Origin of the sequence: Paenibacillus faecalis (genome assembly GCF_900289175.1) — a bacterium.
GTDB lineage: Bacteria > Bacillota > Bacilli > Paenibacillales > Paenibacillaceae > Paenibacillus_AQ > Paenibacillus_AQ faecalis.
On record NZ_LT985747.1, the window covers coordinates 2915225 to 2933663 of the forward strand.

Here is an 18439-nt window from a genome sequence, read left to right on the forward strand (position 1 = left end):
TGTCAAATCAAAAGTTAACCCGAAAGACACCCAGAGCTTCTTACACATCGTTGGATTTAAAGTAAGTATTCGTGTCCGCAAAAAGGGCAAGACGCTCTTCAATCTCCATACTACTGCGAAGTTTGAAGCAAGCTGCAGCTTCCTTCTTGGCCTCCTCCGCATTCGTATTTAGAATACGATGTTTAACCTTAAGCAGAGAAAGTGGGGACATGCTCAGGTCCTGAACGCCGAGGTTAAGCCAGAGCGGGATAGCACGCTCATCACCGGCGAGTTCTCCGCATACACTTACAGGTATTCCAGCTTGCTTGGCAGCCTCCACCGTTGTGCGAAGCATACGCAGCACAGCTGGATGAAACGGATGATACATCTGGGCAATCTGCTCGTTCATCCGATCCACCGCCAGTACATACTGTACCAAATCATTTGTTCCGATACTGAAAAAATCACATTCCTCGGCCAGAAGATCCGAAATGGTCACCGCAGCAGGCACTTCAATCATAATCCCAACCTTGATGTCCGGGTTGTAAGTCACACCGCGGCGATCAAGATCCGCCATAGCGCTCTTAAGAATTTCTTTAGCCTGATGTATCTCGTCAACAGATGAGATCATTGGATACATAATCCTTACATTCCCATAACTGCTGGCTCTTAAAATGGCGGTCAGCTGGGTCTGAAACAATTCCGTCTGATCCAAGCTGATTCGAATTCCACGGTATCCAAGTACCGGGTTTTCTTCCTCAGGCAATGCAAAGTAATCCAGCTGCTTATCAGCGCCGATATCGAGCGTTCGGATGACGACAGATGCATCTCCTGCTTTCTCAGCAACCTGCCGGTATACTTCAAATTGCTCATCTTCGGTAGGAAATGTACTGCGATCCATATAAAGAAATTCTGTACGGAACAGACCTACGCCTTTGGCACCGTTTTGCAAAGATATATCGAGTTCCTTTAATGAATTGATGTTTGCAGCCAGGTTGAAATACGACCCATCCTTCGTAACGGCTTCCACCGTCGAAAGCACTTGAAGCTGCTCCTTCTTCTTCCGCTGCTCCTCCCAGATCATTTTGTAACGGTCGATGATAATCTGGTTTGGATTAATATATAAATACCCCTCATCCCCGTCCACAACCAGAAATTCTCCTGTCTCGATCGGTTTCTCCAGACGGTTCTCCACCCCTGATACAAGAGGAATCCCGATAGCTCTGGCCATAATAGCGGAATGCGAGGTTTTGCCGCCCGTCATCGTCACAATGCCGAGAACGTGAGATGGATTGAGATGAGCAAGCTGGGAAGGAGACAGTTCCTTCGCCACTAAAATATACGGCTGTGTATCCGAAGGCAGCTTTACTTCAGGCGCACCGAGCAAATGCTTGAGAAGACGATTGCCGACGTCCTTGATATCAAGCGCCCGCTCCTTCATGTACTCATCATCAAGTAAATCGAACATCGAGACAAAATGGTCAATCGCTTCCTTTACTGCAACCTCGGCTGCCTTGTATTGGCGTTCAATCAACCCCTGAATCTCATTCATGAACACCGGGTCCTCCAAAATAGCGAGATGCGCATCAAAAATATGCGACTCTTCATCCCCCACCATCTCTTTGAACTCGTTCTTTATATATTCGATTTCATCTTTGGAGGTCCGTATGCCCTCATAAAGTCGCTCAAACTCTCTCGCTAAATCGACAGCGTCGATCTCGGAATCCGGCAAATCAAGCTCCCAATTGGGAAGAACAAACGCCTTGCCGAACGCAACGCCCGCTGCTGCACCAATGCCTTGAATCATGATTCTCTACCCCCAGCGTTACTTTCATTTAATACAACGGACATGACCGAAGACTGTCCTTTTTTAAACGATTTAAACGGTGCAAAACTCCAGGACCGTACCTTATCCGGATTCGTTATCACCATTGGAGTCGCAAGTGAAGCTGCATGTGCCTTCAAATATGCAAGATCAAACTTCACCAGCAGTTGACCTGGTTGCACAGTATCTCCTTCATTCACGACAGCTGTAAACGGTCCCTTCAATTGTGAAGTGTCAATACCGATGTGTATCAGAACTTCCAAGCCTTCTGGCGTGGAAATACCGATGGCGTGCATCGTAGGGTATATGTGCATAACGGTTCCGTATACAGGTGATACCAGTTCACCCTTTTCCGGAATAAAGGCTACCCCGCTGCCTACCAGCTTGGCTGCAAAAATATCATCCGGCACTTCTTCGATCGGCAACATTCGGCCTTGAACCGGAGCGCTGAACAATACCCGCGGCAGATCACGCTGCATCAGCTTGTTAATCTCCTCGCGTATCAGCTCGGAGTACGTGCCGAATACAACCTGCACATTGCCGCCGCCAAGCTTAATAATGCCAGCCGATCCAAGAAGCTTCAGCGCATTCGTATCAATTTGACGATCGTTATGCACGGTCAGCCTTAAGCGTGTCATACAGGATTCAACCTGTACAATATTGTCCTTGCCTCCAAGCGCATCCAGAATAAGCGGTGCCTGATTCGGGATGTTTCCAGCCCATCCTTCCAGAGCAGAGCCGTCTTCCCGACCTGGTGTTGCGATGCCGAATCTTCGAATCGCCCACCTGAACAGAAAGTAGTAAATCAGTCCGTAGGCAATTCCAATCGGAATGAGCATCCACGCATTTTGGGACAGATGATAGTTTATTATAAAATCAATAAACCCTGCGGAATACGAAAATCCATGATGGATATCCAAAGTGTATGTTAACACCATGGCAAATCCGGCCATTAATGCATGCAGAACATAAAGGTACGGCGAGGCAAACAAAAAGGCGAATTCGATCTGCTCGGATACTCCCGTCAGAAAGCAAACAAGCGCCGAGCGCATAAACGTCTTTTTAACCTTCGGCTTGAGATCTTCACGCGCTTCCTGAATGATAGCGAAGGCAATCGCTGGCAAGGCGAACATCATGATCGGGAACAAACCGGCCATAAAATCCCCGGCAGTCGGATCACCTGCGAAAAATCGGGGCAGATCCCCTTGTATGATCGTACCGTCCGCTGTTTCATATGTGCCAAGCTGAAACCAGAATACGTTGTTTAATAAATGGTGAAGCCCGAAAGCCGTCAGGACCCGGTACAAAATCCCGTACAAAAACAACCCGAATTCACCCATATGTACGACCAGCGTGTAAAAAGCTTCAAGTCCGTTTTGTATGAGCGGGGCGACATTGACCATCCCCCAGGCAAAAACGGCTGAGAACAAACCCATAATAAGTAAAACAAAACGAGAGCCTCCGAAAAATTGTATCGCCTCCGGAAGCTTAATATGTTTAAAACGGTTATAAACCATACTTGAAACAATTCCAAATATAATCCCGATCAGGGTTGCTGGCTGCACGCTTCCGTCACCGATGATCGAAGTAACCTGATCATAGATGAACATGCCTGCCAACGCTGCCAGCCCCGCAGGGCCTCCTTGATTAGACATGCCCCAGGCGACTCCGATGGCGAACAGATACGGCATATAATAAAACACGCCGTGCCCTGCTGCAGAAGCCACCTCACCAAGAGTTTCCAAGCCCCATGAAGCCCATGGCAAGCTCCCCAAACTAAGCAGGAGAGCTGCCGCAGGAAGAGCCATTGTTGGTAACATGACTGCTCTGCCCAATTGCTGTAATGATCCCAACCAGTTCAAGGCGAGCCCTCCTTTCTATTCTAGATGGTACGCGCTGAACTTGATTTTGTCAAAAGAACCGGATCACAAATGTATAATGAAAAATAAGCAAGCTCTGCTGCCAGAGCCTGCCTATTGTACCAGGAACAAGTTGGATTAATTTCCGCGCACCGCGATGGAATCCTCGACCTTGATGCATCGGTCCATAATCGCGATCATCCCGCCTTCTTTTGCAATATCTGCAGCTTCTTCATTTATAATGCCCAGCTGAAGCCACAGTACATTTGCACCGATCTTGACCGCTTCACGCGCTACGTCAGCGCAATATTCGCTTTTCCTAAACACGTTCACAATATCAACCTGCTCCGGGATATCCTGCAGCGATGGGTAGCACTTTTCACCTAAAATTTCTGTTGCTTTTGGATTCACCGGGATGATCCGGTATCCACGGTTCTGCATGGCCTGTGCAACCATATATGATGTGCGGTCCGTTTTATCGGACAAACCTACAACAGCTATGTTGCCGGCATTGCGTAAAATTTCAGCTATCTGTTCACGTGATGGATTTTCAAATGCCATTTAACTCCCGCCTTTCTTCAAATACAAACTTTATTTGTAATGCACTAATCTATGTTACTTTACCCATTGTACATCGGCGCCAAGCGCTTTTAAATGATCAAAATATTGAGGATACGATTTGGCAACATGATGGGCATCCTTAATAAGCAGAGGCTTTCCGGAGCGAAGCCCAACGACAGTCAGAGCCATAATCACCCGGTGATCGTAGTGAGCATTGATCTCCACGCCGCCTTCCACGCCTTCCGGACGGCCATGGACGATAATTTCGGCCTGTCTTTCCTCAACATTCGCCCCTGCTTTCCGAAGCTCGTTCAAGTAATCCGTAATCCGGTCGCATTCCTTATAACGAAGGTTCTCCACATTATAGAAACGAGAGGTTCCCTTTGCGAATACGGCTGCAGCGACCATGGCAAGAACAGCATCGGTAGCCGTATCTCCATCAAATTCAACTGCCTGCAAGTTGCCGTTACCTTGAACGCGCACGTTGTGATTCTCATGTGTCAAAGGGACCTTCATCATCTTGAGCACATCGATGATCGCACGCTCACCTTGCTTGCTGTCTTCGGCCAGATTGCGGATCGTGACATCCGAATCTGTAACGGCTGCAGCGGCAAGAACAGCAGCTGATCCAGGATAGTCACCTTGTACGGTATACGTTTGCGCTTTATAAGTCTGACCACCAGGAATCCGGAAATGCATATAGTCATCGGCGGCGTGAATGACGATCCCAGCCTGCTCAAGCACTTCAAGCGTCTGCCCGATTACAACCTTTGATTTCAAATCACCTGTAACTGTAATCTCACTGTCTTCCACAAGCAAAGGTGTCAGGAATAAAAGCGCGCTTAAATACTGTGAGCTGACCGAGCCCGATACAGATACTTTCCCGCCTTTCGGCTGGCCTCCGCGGATTGTAATCGGCAGCCGTCCATGGTTGTGATCGACTTCAACCCCCAGTTGTTCAAGCGCATCAATCAGATCGTCATGCGGACGTTTGCCAAGCGAATCCGGGTACGTATTTACGAATGTTACTTCCTTGCATAATGCTGTTATCCCCAGCAAAAACCGAAGAACCGCTCCTGCATTCCCTACGTTCAGTTCCTTTACATTTTTTGGAGAACGACCAAATCCGATAATCACGGCCTTCTCCTCATCTTCCACCAAAGTAGCCCCAAGATCCTGGATACATCGTCTCATGGCATCGCTATCCTCACTGTGGGCTGGATAATAAATCGTACTTTCCCCTTCAGCAAGCGCCGCAACCAGCAAATAACGAGTCGTATAGTTTTTGGAGGACAACGCTCCAATTTCCCCTTTTAACTCGGGTGTGGGTCTGACAATAACATCCATTTATGTACTCTCCTTTTCCTATGATAAAGCTCATCTTCTCTTTCCTTTGGTTTTTTCATTCATCATCAAAATGAAAAAAATTGACATGTAATTCTCCACTTCGTATCATAAAGACATCATTAATATATTGATCATGTCCAGAAAAGAGGTCGCATAATGAAATCGATTCCACAGATTGAACCTTCCGAACTCAATAGCAGGCTTCAAAGCGGAGAAGCCGTTTATATGATTGATGTACGTGAAGACGAAGAAGTTGCGCAAGGCATTATCGCAGGCGCCAAACATATCCCTATGGGTGAAATCCCGAGCCGAATGGACGAAATTCCACGGGGCAACGAAGTTGTATTTATCTGTCGCAGCGGAAATCGCAGCCAGCAGGTGTGTCAATTTTTGAAACAGCAAGGCTTCGATAATATGATCAATATGAGCGGCGGCATGCTTCAGTGGCACGCGGACGAAGAATAGATCCCACCCCGCTTGATTCATCTGCTAGGCGGGGGTAGATTTCCCGCCTTTTTCAAGAAACAAAGATGGTCCCTTGGGGCTTAGGCGCGGTAATGCATTAAAATATCAAGCGCTACTTGTTCCGCTGATTTTCCTATCGTGTCCACGGTAGCATTAGCAAACCGATAGCAATCTTTACGTTCCTCCATAATCTTGTGCACTCTTTCCTCCAGGTTCCCGGCAAGCAGCGGACGGCCAACATCTCCCCGAACACGTTCGATGATCGTCTCTTCGTCTGCTGTAAGCGCAGCAACCCAGCCTTTACTGCTCATCAGGTCACAGTTTTCTTTACGGAGAACCGCGCCGCCACCTGTAGCGATGACTACCTTTTGCCGCTTGAGAACTTCCTCTAATACGGCCGATTCAGCGTTTCGAAAAAAAGCCTCGCCTTCCGCTTCAAATATATCCGGGATCGACTTGCCCACGGCATACTCGATCTCAGAATCCAGATCGATAAGGTCATAATTCAATTGTTGTGCGATCAGCTGACCGACTGTGGTTTTGCCCGTCCCCATCATACCGATCAAAATAATATTGAGATCTTTATCATTCAATGTATCACCTCATTTTTACGCGATCATCCTATCAAACTTTTTCATATCATACCACAGGCCGAAAAGTTTGAACAATCCGGTATCTTGGCCTCAAAGAGAGCATTTCATCCATATATATGATACAAGTCTATGTTTTGTCCAATCGTCATATAAATAATAATGCTCATTTCAAAGATTAAAGATTGTCAGGAGTGAATCGAGACCATGTCTTCCGACCATTTCGCTCGACCGGAGCCGCCAAAAAGGCTGATCCAGATTTTAGACCCTTCACACCCTCTTTGCCGTGAGGATATCATGTGGGTTCTGCACTATGTACAAAAAAAAGTGGCTTCAAAAGACCCAGCCCTGCTGGAGCTTTCAAAGCCACGGTTATTGCAAACCTTTAACAGTTACTGTGAAGCAGCGATGCTGCTGCTTGGTAGTAAAGCGCCTTTTTATGCCGATAATGACAAAATCCGCGCCTGTCTGTTAGATGTACTGCATGGATTGGTTGATATTAATCCATCCAGTTAAAGTGGAATGTGCCTTCCTTGTCTACTCGCTTAAAGGTATGCGCTCCGAAATAGTCACGCTGCGCCTGAAGCAGGTTAGCCGGAAGGTTCGCTGTACGATAGCTGTCATAGTAAGCCAGCGCACTTGAGAAGCCTGGAACCGGAATGCCCATGCTTACAGCAGCCGCCACGACTTTACGCCATGCATCCTGATAGTTCTCAATGATCTCTTTAAAGAACGGGTCCAGAAGCAGGTTCTTCAGTTCCGGATTGTTATTGTATGCATCGGTAATATTTTGCAGGAATCGGGAACGAATGATGCAACCGCCACGCCAGATTTTGGCCAGTTCGCCGTATTGAATATTCCAGTTGTATTCATCGGAAGCTACGCGAAGTTGAGCAAAGCCTTGAGCGTAGGATACGATTTTGCTGGCGAACAGCGCTTTACGAACATTCTCGATAAATTCCGCTTTGTCACCTGTGAAGCTTGCGGATTTGGGACCATTCAAAATTTTGCTCGCTTCCACACGCTCTTCCTTCATAGCTGACAGGAAACGGGAGAAAACAGATTCCGTAATCATGGATAGTGGAACGCCGAGATCCAGCGAGCTCTGGCTTGTCCATTTACCGGTACCTTTTTGGCCGGCAGCGTCCAGGATGACATCAACCATCGGTTTGCCGGTCTCTTCATCATATTTTGAGAAAATATCAGCCGTGATTTCAATCAGATAGCTGTCCAGTTCTCCCTTGTTCCATTCAGAGAAAATCTCATGCAGTTCTTCAGCGTTTAGTCCCAGTACATCCTTAAGCAGATGATAGGCTTCGCCAATCAGCTGCATATCGCCGTATTCAATGCCGTTATGAACCATTTTCACATAATGTCCAGCACCGTCCGGACCAATATATGTACAACAAGGTTCTCCGTTTACTTTGGCAGAAATCGCCGTTAAGATCGGCTCTACGAGCTCATATGCGCTCTTCTGTCCACCAGGCATAATGGAAGGCCCTTTAAGTGCCCCTTCTTCGCCTCCGGACACACCTGCGCCGATAAAACGGAAGCCTTTGGCTTCAAGCTCTTTGCTGCGGCGAACCGTATCGGGAAAGTATGCGTTACCCCCATCAATAATGATGTCACCTTGATCCAAATGAGGCAGAAGCTGCTCAATCGTAGCATCGGTAGCTTGTCCAGCCTGAACCATAATTAAAATTTTGCGCGGTGTTTCAAGTGAATCCACAAATTCTTCGATGGAAAACGTCCCTGTCAGGTTTTTTCCTTCAGCTTCCTTCAGAAGATCCTCGGTCTTTTGCGGAGAGCGGTTGTATACAGATACGGTAAAGCCTTTGCTCTCAATATTAAGAGCCAAATTTTTACCCATTACAGCAAGGCCAATCACACCAATTTGTTGTTTTGCCATCTGGTTCTCCATCCTTTGCTCCAATATATTTGTTTGTACATCTTCATCCCATAATGTCAAAATGAGAGATTAGTATCAATACTCTTATATTAACGTTTTTCCCCAGAGAAGTGAACCCCTTCAACAAAAACTGACCGCGCGAAAACACCCCTTAACGCCTGAGGTGTTATTCGTGCTTTTTAGTTTATGCAGGAACCTATTTACCATTCAAGACGAAATAGTTCCATCGAAAGCTCATGAAGTCTTTTTTTGCATTTGGCTATAGCCTTTTCATTTCCCGACTGCATCGCCTTATGCAGCCTCTCCAGCTCGTCATCCGTCTCCAGTCTGCACAAAAGAAGCCTGTGTTCCCCCTCCTTTGATTCAAACAGACGATCCATCTCTTGCTCTGTCATCGGCGTGCCTTTCTGATAAAGGACCCGCTGTCGATAACCTGTAATTTCTACAAGCCGAATGACCTCGCCGAACAAAATATTTTCAATCAAGATCTGCCGGTCTTTAAACCGCTTCACAACCGCATGGCCACGCGTATCCTCGATTAATTTTTCCATCCATTCCGCAAGCTTCGGGTCTCTGATCATGTAGTCGCCGACCAGCTTATAGCCGCTGCCAATACGTTGGAAGCGCAGCTTCACCAGCTTTCGACCCGTGCGGATCGAAATGACGAATTGAGCTTCGTTCTCACTCCAATAAAGCGAATACCCATCCTGAATCAGTTCTTTAATCAAGTCCTGGATATGCCGGCGGTCAAACCGAAGCTCCAGATTGCAATATTCCACTTCTTCGCTCTTATTCACGGCACTCCCTCCCCGATGCTCCATCTCCCATCTGATACGGCTTAGATGTATTACCCCTTCTGGATAGTTTTGACGTTGTGTTATCTATATCTTATACTTCATCTTATGTAACGGTAACTTGGTTTATTGACTATTTTTACCCTTCAGCAAGGGGACCTAAACCTTATGTACAGACTTACCCTGTCGAGTGATTCGGTCCAGCTTATTAAGGGTCATTACAGGTTGTCCTGAGGGGCACGTTATAACTAGTATATAGGGAGGCTGTCTTATATATGAATTTCACAGGTTTTACTTCAGATGATTTTGATGTTTTTCTTGTTCCCGGACTGGAAAATCGGATGAGCGTGCTGATTGAGCGTGTTCGCCCGAAGCTGGAAGTTCTAGGTGCGGAAATTGCTCCTTATCTATCTGCCTTGTGCGGTGAAGAAATGTTCGTCCATGTAGCCAAACATGCACGCCGCACGATCAATCCACCGATCGATACGTGGGTAGCCTGGGCAGCCAACAAGCGCGGTTACAAGGCGCTTCCTCATTTCGAGGTAGGCATGTTCGAATCGCATCTGTTCATCATTTTTGCGATTATATATGAAAGTCCGAACAAAGTCGTGTTTGCCAACCATTTGGAACAACAGTTATCTGACATTACATCCAAGCTGCCCAAATCCTATTACTGGTCGATGGATCATATGAAGCCTGACGGCACACCCCATGACGAAATGGATCAAGAAAGCTTTGATGTTCTGATCAACAAATTGAAGCAGGTGAAAAAAGCTGAGGTCATATGCGGCCTGCGCATTCCTCGTGAAGAAGCTGTAAACATAAAAGGGGACAAGCTGATCGAAACGATCCAGGAAACCTTTGAAACGCTGCTTCCGCTATACCGAATGGCTTTTTGAGTAACCAGGTTTAAACCACTTTTTGATTCAAAACAAGCAGCCTTGCACTCGCATGATGCGAAGGGTAAGGCTGCTTTTGTAGCTGGAATGAATATATACAACTCAAACTTTAGCACGACTGGGCTGAAGGGAGGAACCCTGGCTGCGCGTAAGGAACAGATGAATCAGAAACAGTCCCCCCATAACGATTCCACTGGCTATAAAAGGGGCTCGATAGCTGATGCTCTCCCACATCCATCCGGAAACAACGGGGCCAAACACCATGCCAGAGCCCTGGATCGTTAAGAAAAAGCCCCAAACCGCCCCTCTTTCTCCCTTGGGAACAAGGCTGGCTACAAAGGTGTTCCATGCCGGTAAAATCATGCCATACGCAGCCCCAATGACGGACACCAACACAAAAACAACAGACAATGAAGTGAACCATGTAAACATATTCAGTGTAATGGCACAGAGCAGGAACCCGGCATTTAAAAACATCGTCGTTCCAAACCGATCAATCAGTTTGCCTGCCGGAATAAGCATCAGCACAGTAATGCCTCCCCCGACCACAAGCAAAAGGCTGTACTGATTCGGACTGGCACCGAGCTGATTGGTAATATACAGCGTTAATACCGGGCTGAGAAGGCCGATAACCGAAGACTGTAGAAATAGTGCAGGATAGACTAGCCAGCTTACATTCAAAGTGCTCTTTACTTTGTGAAGTGTAGTCTTGACGCTTGTCCGTAAATGGTTAATCCTTTGTTTCATCCCCTTTCCGGATGCAATTGAAGAAGCGGCTGGTTTCGCCCTCATCCTTAACTTTTCTCCACCCGGGAGCAAAAGAGCAATGAGCACGAGAATAATGCCTGCTCCAATCATGATCAAAAAAGTCGTCTGAAAATTTTTGTTCATCTGCTCCATTACAAAATTCATCGTGATCGGTCCGGCACCCGTTCCTGTCAATGCAGCTGTTTCCAGCGCCCCGATCGCTGTACCATTTCTATTGTTCGGACCGGATATTTCCGTCGCTCCCGTCATGGCGCAAGGCCACAAAGGAGCCGTTCCCACTCCAATGATCAGACAAGCAAGCAAGAGCCAGAGGGGACCATCTGAAAAAGCGATGATACAAACGCCGATGACCACCATACTTAATGCTACAGACAAGGTTGCCCGGAAGCCAAGCCGCTCTGCTATCCAGCCTGCAGGACTTCGAAATAGATTATCACCCAGGTACTGCAGAGCAAAGGCCAGCCCGATCACGGCAGCTGATAACCCCAGAACATTTTTCATATATACCGGCAAAATCGAGACGAGCAAAGAGCCCTTAATAAATTCAACCAGAAATATAATCACGAGCAATTCAATGAAAAAAGGAGACATGAGCCGGCGTTTCTTCACCATAGAGATCGCCTGCGACATCTTACCACATCCTATCGTTCTACTTTTACGGCGATATCTCTATTCTTGCCTTTTCTCCGGAAGACATGCCTCTAAATCATTTGCTTGCAATCCCCCTCTTTTTTGCTATACTCAATTTTGTTTAATAAGAAACCGATTTCGACAATAAACAATAACAAATTTCACACACAGAAAGGTTGTGACAGCGTCCATGGACCATAGCCGTACACCACTCTTCACCGCACTAAAGGAACACGCGGCCAAAAACCCGGTGCAATTTCACATACCAGGGCATAAGAAGGGTCTCGGTACTGATGCAGAATTCCGGGAATTTATAGGGGATAATGCCCTTTCGATAGATTTGATTAACATCGCTCCGCTGGATGATCTCCATCAGCCTACCGGCGTTATCGAAGAAGCGCAAAAGCTTGCGGCAGATGCCTTTGGAGCCGATTACACCTTCTTTAGCGTTCAAGGCACCAGCGGAGCGATTATGACGATGATCATGTCTGTCTGCTCTCCTGGCGATAAAATCATCGTTCCGCGCAATGTACACAAGTCCATTTTGTCCGCGATTATTTTTTCCGGCGCAAAACCGGTGTTTATATCACCGGCACAAGACTCCAATGTAGGGATCGATCATGGAATTACGACAAGCTCTGTACGTAAAGCATTGAAAAGACACCCGGATGCCAAAGCTGTTCTTGTCATCAACCCGACCTACTTCGGGGTCAGTGCAAATCTGAAGGAAATTGTGGAACTGGCACACAGCTACAATGTACCTGTCCTGGTCGATGAAGCCCACGGTGTATTGATTCATTTCCACGAAGATTTGCCGATGTCAGCGATGCAGGCTGGCGCCGATATGGCTGCCACGAGTGTGCATAAACTTGGCGGATCGATGACTCAAAGCTCTGTGCTGAATGTCAACACGAAGAACGGCTATGTTAATCCGTATCGAATCCAGACGATCATCAGTATGCTGACAACAACGTCAACTTCTTACGTCTTGCTCGCATCCCTTGATACATCCCGGCGTAATCTGGCGCTCCATGGACATGAAATGGCTCAAAAAACGATTGAGCTTGCTCAACATGCCCGGAAGTCAATCAATGAAATCGAAGGATTGTATTGCTTCGGGGATGATATATTAAGCGGAGGGGAAGCGACCCACAGCTTTGATCCGACAAAAGTGACCATTCACGTGCGCCATTTGGGCATTACCGGTTATGAAGCTGAAAACTGGCTTCGAGAACACTATAACCTTGAGGTTGAACTGAGTGATATGTACAATATTTTGTGTCTGGTAACACCTGGAGATACGATGGAGTCCATCGAAACATTGCTCGCGGCTCTCCGCCATCTATCTAAGACGTACCACAATGTAAATGAAATTAATGAACTGATCGTAAAAATACCGGAAATCCCTCAGCTTTCCCTCATTCCTCGGGATGCCTTCTATGGAGATACCGAAATCGTCCCGTTCAAGGAATCTGCTGGACGCATCATTGCCGAGTTTATCTACGTGTACCCGCCGGGCATACCTATTCTGCTGCCGGGTGAGGTTATTTCCCAAGATAATATCGATTATATCGTTGACCATGTAGATGTTGGACTTCCCGTGAAAGGACCGGAAGACCTCAGCATTCAAAACGTCAAAGTGATTGTAGAAGCCAACCCGATCTTCTAGGGAAAAACACGAAACCCCGGTGCCAGCGCACCGGGGTTATCATGTTCAGCAGAAACTATTCGTAAGCTGCAACCAGCTCATTATAAGCTGCTTCAACCGCGTTCCATTCATCTTCATCTTCGATATTGTAAAGAACCATTTCCTCGTTCTCTTCTTCCATACGCAGGATGATGCCATCCGCTCCCGGATTGTTACGCTCCAGAAGAAGTGCATACAAGTTCTCGCCGACATCAAATGTCTCCACGAGTACCATTTCCACTTCTTTGCCGTGCTCGTCGGTCAGCGTAAGAACAAACTCTTCATGTTCATGATCATGCTCATGATCGTGACCGCAGCCACATGCATCTCCGTGTTCATGTTTGTGATCGCTCATTGAGAATACCTCACTTCAGTTAAATTATCATACTTCCGTATGGTAACACGGAAAAATATTCAGGTCAATTTACCGAAGAACCAACACCAACTACATTTAATTCAGAACGGTAATCACTTTTTCAGCTACTTTGACAAAGTTTGAATCAGCCTTGGCTTTAATGTAGAAACCGACGGAATACTTGCCTACGGTGTTGAAATCATACGTGAAATCATAGGTGCGGAACCAGAAATTGTCCTTGTTATTTTTAACTTCCTGGGTTTGGATGTCTTTCACATTTCCGGCCGGGTCGGTTATAGCCACCTTGACTGAATGGATGTCATCTTGTAAATTATCCACCTGACTGAACACGTTGAATTTCAACTTTCCCCTGTTCACGTTTCCGAATGCAGTATCTCCCTTAAACAGAAAAATATGCACATTGGGCTTGATTATATTTACTTTGCCGCTGTTCTTATCCCAATCTACCGCAGCGTCAATATCACGGACAGGCATGTAGATTTTATTATTAATCAAATACCCCCCATCCTTCAGCTCCCGTCCGTTCATCCACACTCGTACATGTTCTTTGATGGAATCAGCAAATAATATCGAGCTGCCTCCGATCAATGAAAGAACAACTGTGCAGAGCAAAATTTTTTTCCAACTTGCTTTCATATAACTGCATCCCCCCGTTACTTTTTCCGGCTGTTATATGTGTATACACATGACAAAAAACAAAGTTGCGCAAAAACAGGCAATTAATGGTCATTTTTTTAAAAGATTAACGAGGCTGTTTATCTTTTTTATCTGTTAAAACATATATTAATGCGTGTATATATAAATATAATTCGTTAAAATATAATTATTATCTGGACTCTATTAAACATCATCTGGAGGTTCATTCCATTGACACTGAAACTACAAATGCTAGGTACCGGTGGTGCCTTTTCCAAATCATTTTTCAATAACAACGCATTAATCTTTGATGAAAACTTTACACTGCTTGTTGACTGCGGAGTGACCGCATCTATGGCACTTCATGCTCTAGGCCGCTCCTTTGGGTCCGTTGATGCCGTTCTGATTACGCATATTCATGCAGATCATGTAGGCGGTTTAGAAGAACTGGCATTCAGCATGAAGATACAATACAATCGTAAAATCCCGCTTTATATAGCAGATTCTCTTGTCAAACCATTGTGGGAAAATACATTAAGCGGAGGCTTGTACCAAGATGGTGCGATCACTTCCTTAAACGATGTATTTGATGTACATCCATTGCAGCCGGGAACAGCCGTTGATCTATCCCCCGGCATTTCGGCCGAGCTGATCAAGACACAGCATATCCCGGGGAAGGACAGCTACTCTATCTATTTCAATAACCGCGTTTTTTATAGCGCAGATATGACTTTTGATCCGGAACTGCTTCATCAATTGGTCAATGAACGGGGATGTGAAGTTATTTTGCATGAATGTCAGCTTGAAGGGGTCGGGATGGTTCATACAACGCTGGAGGAGCTTCGGAGCTTGCCAGAGTATATTCAGAAGCGAATCTATCTCATGCATTACGATGATGAAATAAAGAGGTATGAGGGCCGTACAGATGCGATGCACATACTCGAACAGCAGCGTATCTACGAACTGTAAGCTTCGGTTAATGAATAAAATTCAGAAGGGAGCGGGAAGATAGGTTTAGGGAGGCGATATGAAATGAATCAAGATCAGCAGGCTGAAGTGATTGCTGTACGCAAGAACAGTGACGGTGATATTGTAGAGCTCAAACTGAGCACAGGCTCTGTCGTAGACTATAAGACCGCTCAGCAGATGGTTCAGAACAAAGAGATCAAGAACCTGAACGTATTTCGTGGACGGGATGATGAGCTACATCTTCGCTCCAATGCCGACGGCGACCCAAGCAACAATCTCGATAATCTGCCGACATTTTAATGGTTAGATCCTGAACTTCGGGTATATCCCCTTTATAATAAACCCTCGGAACCCTTTCTGGTAATCCGTTGGATTATAAAGGGGTTTTTCATGATTTAACGTATATAATTATCTAGAAAATCTATTCATAAAGGGATTGTTCCTATGACGGTAAGTCTTGCTTCCTTCATACTAGGAAATTATCGTTAAGTAAAGTATAGGGTGTTCAATAATGCTAAAAATCAAACAATAAATCAATGAACGTAAAAATTATTGCCAAAGCAAGTGATATGTTTTATGTCAGTAAATCCAAAACGATATTCAGGTTTCGAAGCATTTCTGACCGCTATAACTATACTTACAAATATAGATATACCAAAAGCAAGCAAAAAATTTTCAACAAGTAATGTAGTCATCTGCACATTACCTTTCTAAGTAATATATTTATTACTTATTTTACGCAAGTAAAATGATTTATTTGCAATTTTATTACCATCAGCATAAATATTGATAGACCATAACCCCTCTGTAAGATAATTCTGATTCAAAATAAAAAAACTTTGATGTTCTTGCTCCTCCTCTACGTAACTATCAACGGCATATACAAGCCGACCTTCTGGATTAATCCATTCAGTTGCGATTAATGATGAACATATATAATGAAATTTTATAGCAACAACAATAATTTGATCTGAAAAATAAAAAATCGATCTTTTGTTTACTTTATTTAACGAATCTGTAGTAAATAGATAACATTCAAGCACTTCAACTTTATCCATACAATTTTTATTAGTTTCATAGATAGAAAATGTTTGATTGTCAACTTTAAGATATTTTGTTTTTAGTTGATTTATAGGAAACATATTGTTTAAACCTAATTGATATATCTCAGGTTTTTCAAGTAAAGTAGTGCTCCATACGTTTTGGTCCTCATCATATGCCAATGGAAAACACATTTGATCATTTTCCATAAAAAGTATGATATCCACACTACTTACATCAGTAAAATAATTATGAAATTCGACTCTATATTTCTCCATATAACTCTCCTTTAACAAAATAGCTCTCTAAGAAAGAGAGCTTTTTGAAACACCTCGATTTTAATGCAACATTACAGTTTTCAAAACTCCACCTACTACTCCACCTCTTTCAGCCCCTTCCTTATATTCATTAACTATGTATCTTGTTGCGACTTCGATCGCCCCCCCAATGAGTCCGCCCTTAAGTCCAGCTTTTGGAAAATCAGGCTTACTTACTCTTACAGCCGCTGATTCATGAAGTTTTGCAGCTCGTTCAGCTGTTTTCTTTGCTTGATCGTATATTTGTTTCTCTTTATAAATCTGCCTCCCTGCGTTTGCTCCCGCCGCTTTAGCAGTATTAGAGGTAACAACTTGATTTTTAGTTTGTTTGTTTGAATTTGAATCTCCCCAGTTATTTTTAAATTTATCAGAAGAAACCAATGCAGTAATCATATAATACCCTCCTATATTTTCTTGAATTTTAGTTTTATAGAACCAAACACTTAAATCAAAAAAGTTATCTGTTTATTTAAAGATCTACAAAAAATAAATCGATGTCTTAAAGGGCTAATGCTCATAAAACCAAAATAACCTAAACCATACAGTCAAGCACAGATTTAATGATCGACAAATCTAGGTGTCTAAACCGACATCCCTCCTATAAAAATATTGATACAACGACTGACCATTATTACTTTTTTACTATTTTTTTTATATACCACCCCTTTATTAACATATGACTATTTTACCATATTAATCCTCAAGGATCACCTATATTTTTGATGTAATGTTTATATATTGAAGAGGAGCCTAGAAGCTGTTAGAGTTGATAAATTTATTTACAAATAATCATAAGTGCAAAAAAAGACCCTGCTGTCTAATTTAAAGCTAAAGCAGGGTCTTTAATATTCCCAAACGTTTGAGAAAATTCCAAATACCAAGAATGACTACCGGGGGAAAACTAAGGACATAATTTGATTTCTCGGTTTGTTAATTGTCTCGGTGGTAACTGTATTGGTGTTTCCGCTGGAACATCGCTAGACAACAAGCTTAAAGCTAGTAAGCCAGATGATACTTGTATTACATACATATCCGCGGAAACAATAAAGTCGAATTTTCAAGAACAAATACAGAGACGCAAGCTTGTACTTCTCCCAATCTTTCCCCAAACCAATCATCTATTTTTATAAAAATAAAAACCCTTGCTACACAAGGGTTTTTAGCAATGATCTGTAGTGGGCTCGAACCACTGACCCCCACCCTGTCAAGATGGTGCTCTCCCAGCTGAGCTAACAGATCAAGATTGAATTTTTAAGGGCAATTTATATAATACCAGCTGCCCGATCATGTGTCAATTGTTTTCTCGTTATAAAATCAAGTGTTCCGGTTCAGAATAAAAGGAAGCATGATTTTCCAGAAGGGAGAAGGCAGCCATGAATATACTAAAGCAGCTAAGATCAGGCAGTATTATCATCGTTACTATGCTATTAACTATTCCGATGCTCGGTGGATGCAGTATTCCTTCAAGATGGTCCGGAGAGTTGAATGACTTGCAAGCCCCCGCTTCACCTGTACTTCAAAATGTATATGATCGTTCCGTTGATGTGGATGTTTATTCTTCTGGCAGGCATGAGCAGTTCGTTCCAGAGCCATCCTTAGAAGCCCCGGACAGTCTTCAGGAAGCTGTACGATAACACTGATTTTTTCCGTTACATAAAAAGCACCCAAATGCTTGGATAACGATGGACCAGCCGTGTCGCAGCTTTTAGCGGTAGGCCCAGTGCCATATGTCAGTAATCAACCAAGTTCTACAGCAGCAAAAAACCGTCAACCGAAAAAGGTGGCGG

At 44.5% G+C, this 18439-nt stretch carries 19 protein-coding genes and 1 tRNA gene; 7 read left to right on the forward strand and 13 right to left on the reverse strand.

All coding sequences use genetic code 11. The features are described from left to right. Positions 1-40: 40 nt before the first annotated feature. The 4 genes from ptsP to aroA form a co-directional block, all read right to left on the reverse strand. Positions 41-1786: a phosphoenolpyruvate--protein phosphotransferase gene (gene ptsP, locus C8268_RS13845; RefSeq protein ID WP_106768217.1), complete on the reverse strand. Its 1746-nt coding sequence runs from the start codon at positions 1784-1786 to the stop codon at positions 41-43. Further along, positions 1783-3666, reverse strand: coding sequence for a glucose PTS transporter subunit IIA (locus C8268_RS13850; protein ID WP_106768218.1), 1884 nt, complete (start codon positions 3664-3666; stop codon positions 1783-1785). The genes ptsP and C8268_RS13850 overlap by 4 nt, the downstream gene beginning before the upstream one ends. A gap of 135 nt (positions 3667-3801) precedes the next feature. Beyond that, positions 3802-4224, reverse strand: coding sequence for a CoA-binding protein (locus C8268_RS13855; protein WP_106768219.1), 423 nt, complete (start codon positions 4222-4224; stop codon positions 3802-3804). A 54-nt stretch (positions 4225-4278) separates the two neighbouring features. Next, the gene (gene aroA / locus C8268_RS13860; protein WP_106768220.1) at positions 4279-5571 is read right to left on the reverse strand and encodes a 3-phosphoshikimate 1-carboxyvinyltransferase; all 1293 of its coding nucleotides are present in this window, start codon (positions 5569-5571) and stop codon (positions 4279-4281) included. Positions 5572-5727: 156 nt separating this feature from the next. Here aroA and C8268_RS13865 point away from each other — a divergent pair, with 156 nt between their 5' ends. Then, complete coding sequence (locus tag C8268_RS13865; RefSeq protein WP_199794851.1) at positions 5728-6036, forward strand: rhodanese-like domain-containing protein; 309 nt, start codon at positions 5728-5730, stop codon at positions 6034-6036. 80 nt (positions 6037-6116) lie between these two features. Here C8268_RS13865 and C8268_RS13870 read toward each other — a convergent pair whose 3' ends face one another. Further along, positions 6117-6629 (reverse strand): shikimate kinase, encoded by a 513-nt coding sequence (locus C8268_RS13870; RefSeq protein ID WP_234032804.1) that lies wholly within the window; start codon positions 6627-6629, stop codon positions 6117-6119. Between the two features lie 204 nt (positions 6630-6833). Here C8268_RS13870 and C8268_RS13875 point away from each other — a divergent pair, with 204 nt between their 5' ends. Then, complete coding sequence (locus C8268_RS13875) at positions 6834-7142, forward strand: hypothetical protein (protein WP_106768222.1); 309 nt, start codon at positions 6834-6836, stop codon at positions 7140-7142. Here the strand turns inward: C8268_RS13875 and gndA are convergent. Both gndA and C8268_RS13885 read right to left on the reverse strand, forming a co-directional pair. After that, positions 7126-8535 carry an NADP-dependent phosphogluconate dehydrogenase gene (gene gndA, locus C8268_RS13880; protein WP_106769956.1) on the reverse strand — a complete coding sequence of 470 codons (1410 nt, stop codon included), beginning with the start codon at positions 8533-8535 and terminating at the stop codon, positions 7126-7128. The genes C8268_RS13875 and gndA overlap by 17 nt on opposite strands. 200 nt (positions 8536-8735) lie before the next feature. Then, on the reverse strand, positions 8736-9332 hold the full coding sequence (locus C8268_RS13885) for a hypothetical protein (protein WP_106768223.1): 597 nt from the start codon (positions 9330-9332) through the stop codon (positions 8736-8738). A gap of 272 nt (positions 9333-9604) precedes the next feature. On the opposite strand from C8268_RS13885, the gene C8268_RS13890 reads away from it, so the two are divergent. Continuing rightward, complete coding sequence (locus C8268_RS13890; RefSeq protein ID WP_106768224.1) at positions 9605-10228, forward strand: YktB family protein; 624 nt, start codon at positions 9605-9607, stop codon at positions 10226-10228. A gap of 102 nt (positions 10229-10330) precedes the next feature. Here the strand turns inward: C8268_RS13890 and C8268_RS13895 are convergent, their stop codons facing one another. After that, positions 10331-11626: an MFS transporter gene (locus C8268_RS13895; RefSeq protein ID WP_106768225.1), complete on the reverse strand. Its 1296-nt coding sequence runs from the start codon at positions 11624-11626 to the stop codon at positions 10331-10333. A gap of 190 nt (positions 11627-11816) precedes the next feature. Here C8268_RS13895 and C8268_RS13900 point away from each other — a divergent pair, with 190 nt between their 5' ends. Next, positions 11817-13295: an aminotransferase class I/II-fold pyridoxal phosphate-dependent enzyme gene (locus C8268_RS13900; RefSeq protein ID WP_106768226.1), complete on the forward strand. Its 1479-nt coding sequence runs from the start codon at positions 11817-11819 to the stop codon at positions 13293-13295. Positions 13296-13350: 55 nt separating this feature from the next. On the opposite strand, the gene C8268_RS13905 is transcribed toward C8268_RS13900, so the two are convergent. Together C8268_RS13905 and C8268_RS13910 are read right to left on the reverse strand one after the other, a co-directional pair. Continuing rightward, complete coding sequence (locus C8268_RS13905) at positions 13351-13668, reverse strand: DUF1292 domain-containing protein (RefSeq protein WP_106768227.1); 318 nt, start codon at positions 13666-13668, stop codon at positions 13351-13353. A gap of 96 nt (positions 13669-13764) precedes the next feature. Further along, positions 13765-14325 (reverse strand): copper amine oxidase, encoded by a 561-nt coding sequence (locus C8268_RS13910; protein ID WP_106768228.1) that lies wholly within the window; start codon positions 14323-14325, stop codon positions 13765-13767. 231 nt (positions 14326-14556) lie between these two features. On the opposite strand from C8268_RS13910, the gene C8268_RS13915 reads away from it, so the two are divergent. Both C8268_RS13915 and C8268_RS13920 read left to right on the forward strand, forming a co-directional pair. After that, positions 14557-15294: an MBL fold metallo-hydrolase gene (locus tag C8268_RS13915; RefSeq protein ID WP_106768229.1), complete on the forward strand. Its 738-nt coding sequence runs from the start codon at positions 14557-14559 to the stop codon at positions 15292-15294. Positions 15295-15357: 63 nt separating this feature from the next. Then, the gene (locus tag C8268_RS13920) at positions 15358-15594 is read left to right on the forward strand and encodes a DUF3892 domain-containing protein (protein WP_106768230.1); all 237 of its coding nucleotides are present in this window, start codon (positions 15358-15360) and stop codon (positions 15592-15594) included. Positions 15595-16004: 410 nt separating this feature from the next. On the opposite strand, the gene C8268_RS13925 is transcribed toward C8268_RS13920, so the two are convergent. From C8268_RS13925 to C8268_RS13935, 3 genes are all read right to left on the reverse strand, one after another. Beyond that, a complete protein-coding gene (locus tag C8268_RS13925) occupies positions 16005-16613 on the reverse strand; it encodes a hypothetical protein (RefSeq protein WP_106768231.1) in 609 nt (202 codons plus the stop codon). Positions 16614-16673: 60 nt separating this feature from the next. Then, on the reverse strand, positions 16674-17045 hold the full coding sequence (locus C8268_RS13930; RefSeq protein ID WP_106768232.1) for a hypothetical protein: 372 nt from the start codon (positions 17043-17045) through the stop codon (positions 16674-16676). A gap of 773 nt (positions 17046-17818) precedes the next feature. Then, positions 17819-17891, reverse strand: a tRNA-Val gene (locus tag C8268_RS13935). Between the two features lie 134 nt (positions 17892-18025). Here C8268_RS13935 and C8268_RS13940 point away from each other — a divergent pair. Continuing rightward, complete coding sequence (locus tag C8268_RS13940) at positions 18026-18286, forward strand: hypothetical protein (RefSeq protein WP_106768233.1); 261 nt, start codon at positions 18026-18028, stop codon at positions 18284-18286. Positions 18287-18439 lie beyond the last annotated feature (153 nt).

Coding starts and splice junctions, on each gene's coding strand:
- C8268_RS13895 (WP_106768225.1), bottom strand. CDS start 11,626: ATGTCGCAGGCGATCTCTATGGTGAAGAAACGCCGGCTCATGTCTCCT.
- C8268_RS13855 (WP_106768219.1), bottom strand. CDS start 4,224: ATGGCATTTGAAAATCCATCACGTGAACAGATAGCTGAAATTTTACGC.
- C8268_RS13930 (WP_106768232.1), bottom strand. CDS start 17,045: ATGATTACTGCATTGGTTTCTTCTGATAAATTTAAAAATAACTGGGGA.
- C8268_RS13890 (WP_106768224.1), top strand. CDS start 9,605: ATGAATTTCACAGGTTTTACTTCAGATGATTTTGATGTTTTTCTTGTT.
- C8268_RS13925 (WP_106768231.1), bottom strand. CDS start 16,613: ATGGAGAAATATAGAGTCGAATTTCATAATTATTTTACTGATGTAAGT.
- aroA (WP_106768220.1), bottom strand. CDS start 5,571: ATGGATGTTATTGTCAGACCCACACCCGAGTTAAAAGGGGAAATTGGA.
- C8268_RS13910 (WP_106768228.1), bottom strand. CDS start 14,325: ATGAAAGCAAGTTGGAAAAAAATTTTGCTCTGCACAGTTGTTCTTTCA.
- gndA (WP_106769956.1), bottom strand. CDS start 8,535: ATGGCAAAACAACAAATTGGTGTGATTGGCCTTGCTGTAATGGGTAAA.
- ptsP (WP_106768217.1), bottom strand. CDS start 1,786: ATGATTCAAGGCATTGGTGCAGCAGCGGGCGTTGCGTTCGGCAAGGCG.
- C8268_RS13940 (WP_106768233.1), top strand. CDS start 18,026: ATGAATATACTAAAGCAGCTAAGATCAGGCAGTATTATCATCGTTACT.
- C8268_RS13900 (WP_106768226.1), top strand. CDS start 11,817: ATGGACCATAGCCGTACACCACTCTTCACCGCACTAAAGGAACACGCG.
- C8268_RS13865 (WP_199794851.1), top strand. CDS start 5,728: ATGAAATCGATTCCACAGATTGAACCTTCCGAACTCAATAGCAGGCTT.
- C8268_RS13875 (WP_106768222.1), top strand. CDS start 6,834: ATGTCTTCCGACCATTTCGCTCGACCGGAGCCGCCAAAAAGGCTGATC.
- C8268_RS13920 (WP_106768230.1), top strand. CDS start 15,358: ATGAATCAAGATCAGCAGGCTGAAGTGATTGCTGTACGCAAGAACAGT.
- C8268_RS13905 (WP_106768227.1), bottom strand. CDS start 13,668: ATGAGCGATCACAAACATGAACACGGAGATGCATGTGGCTGCGGTCAC.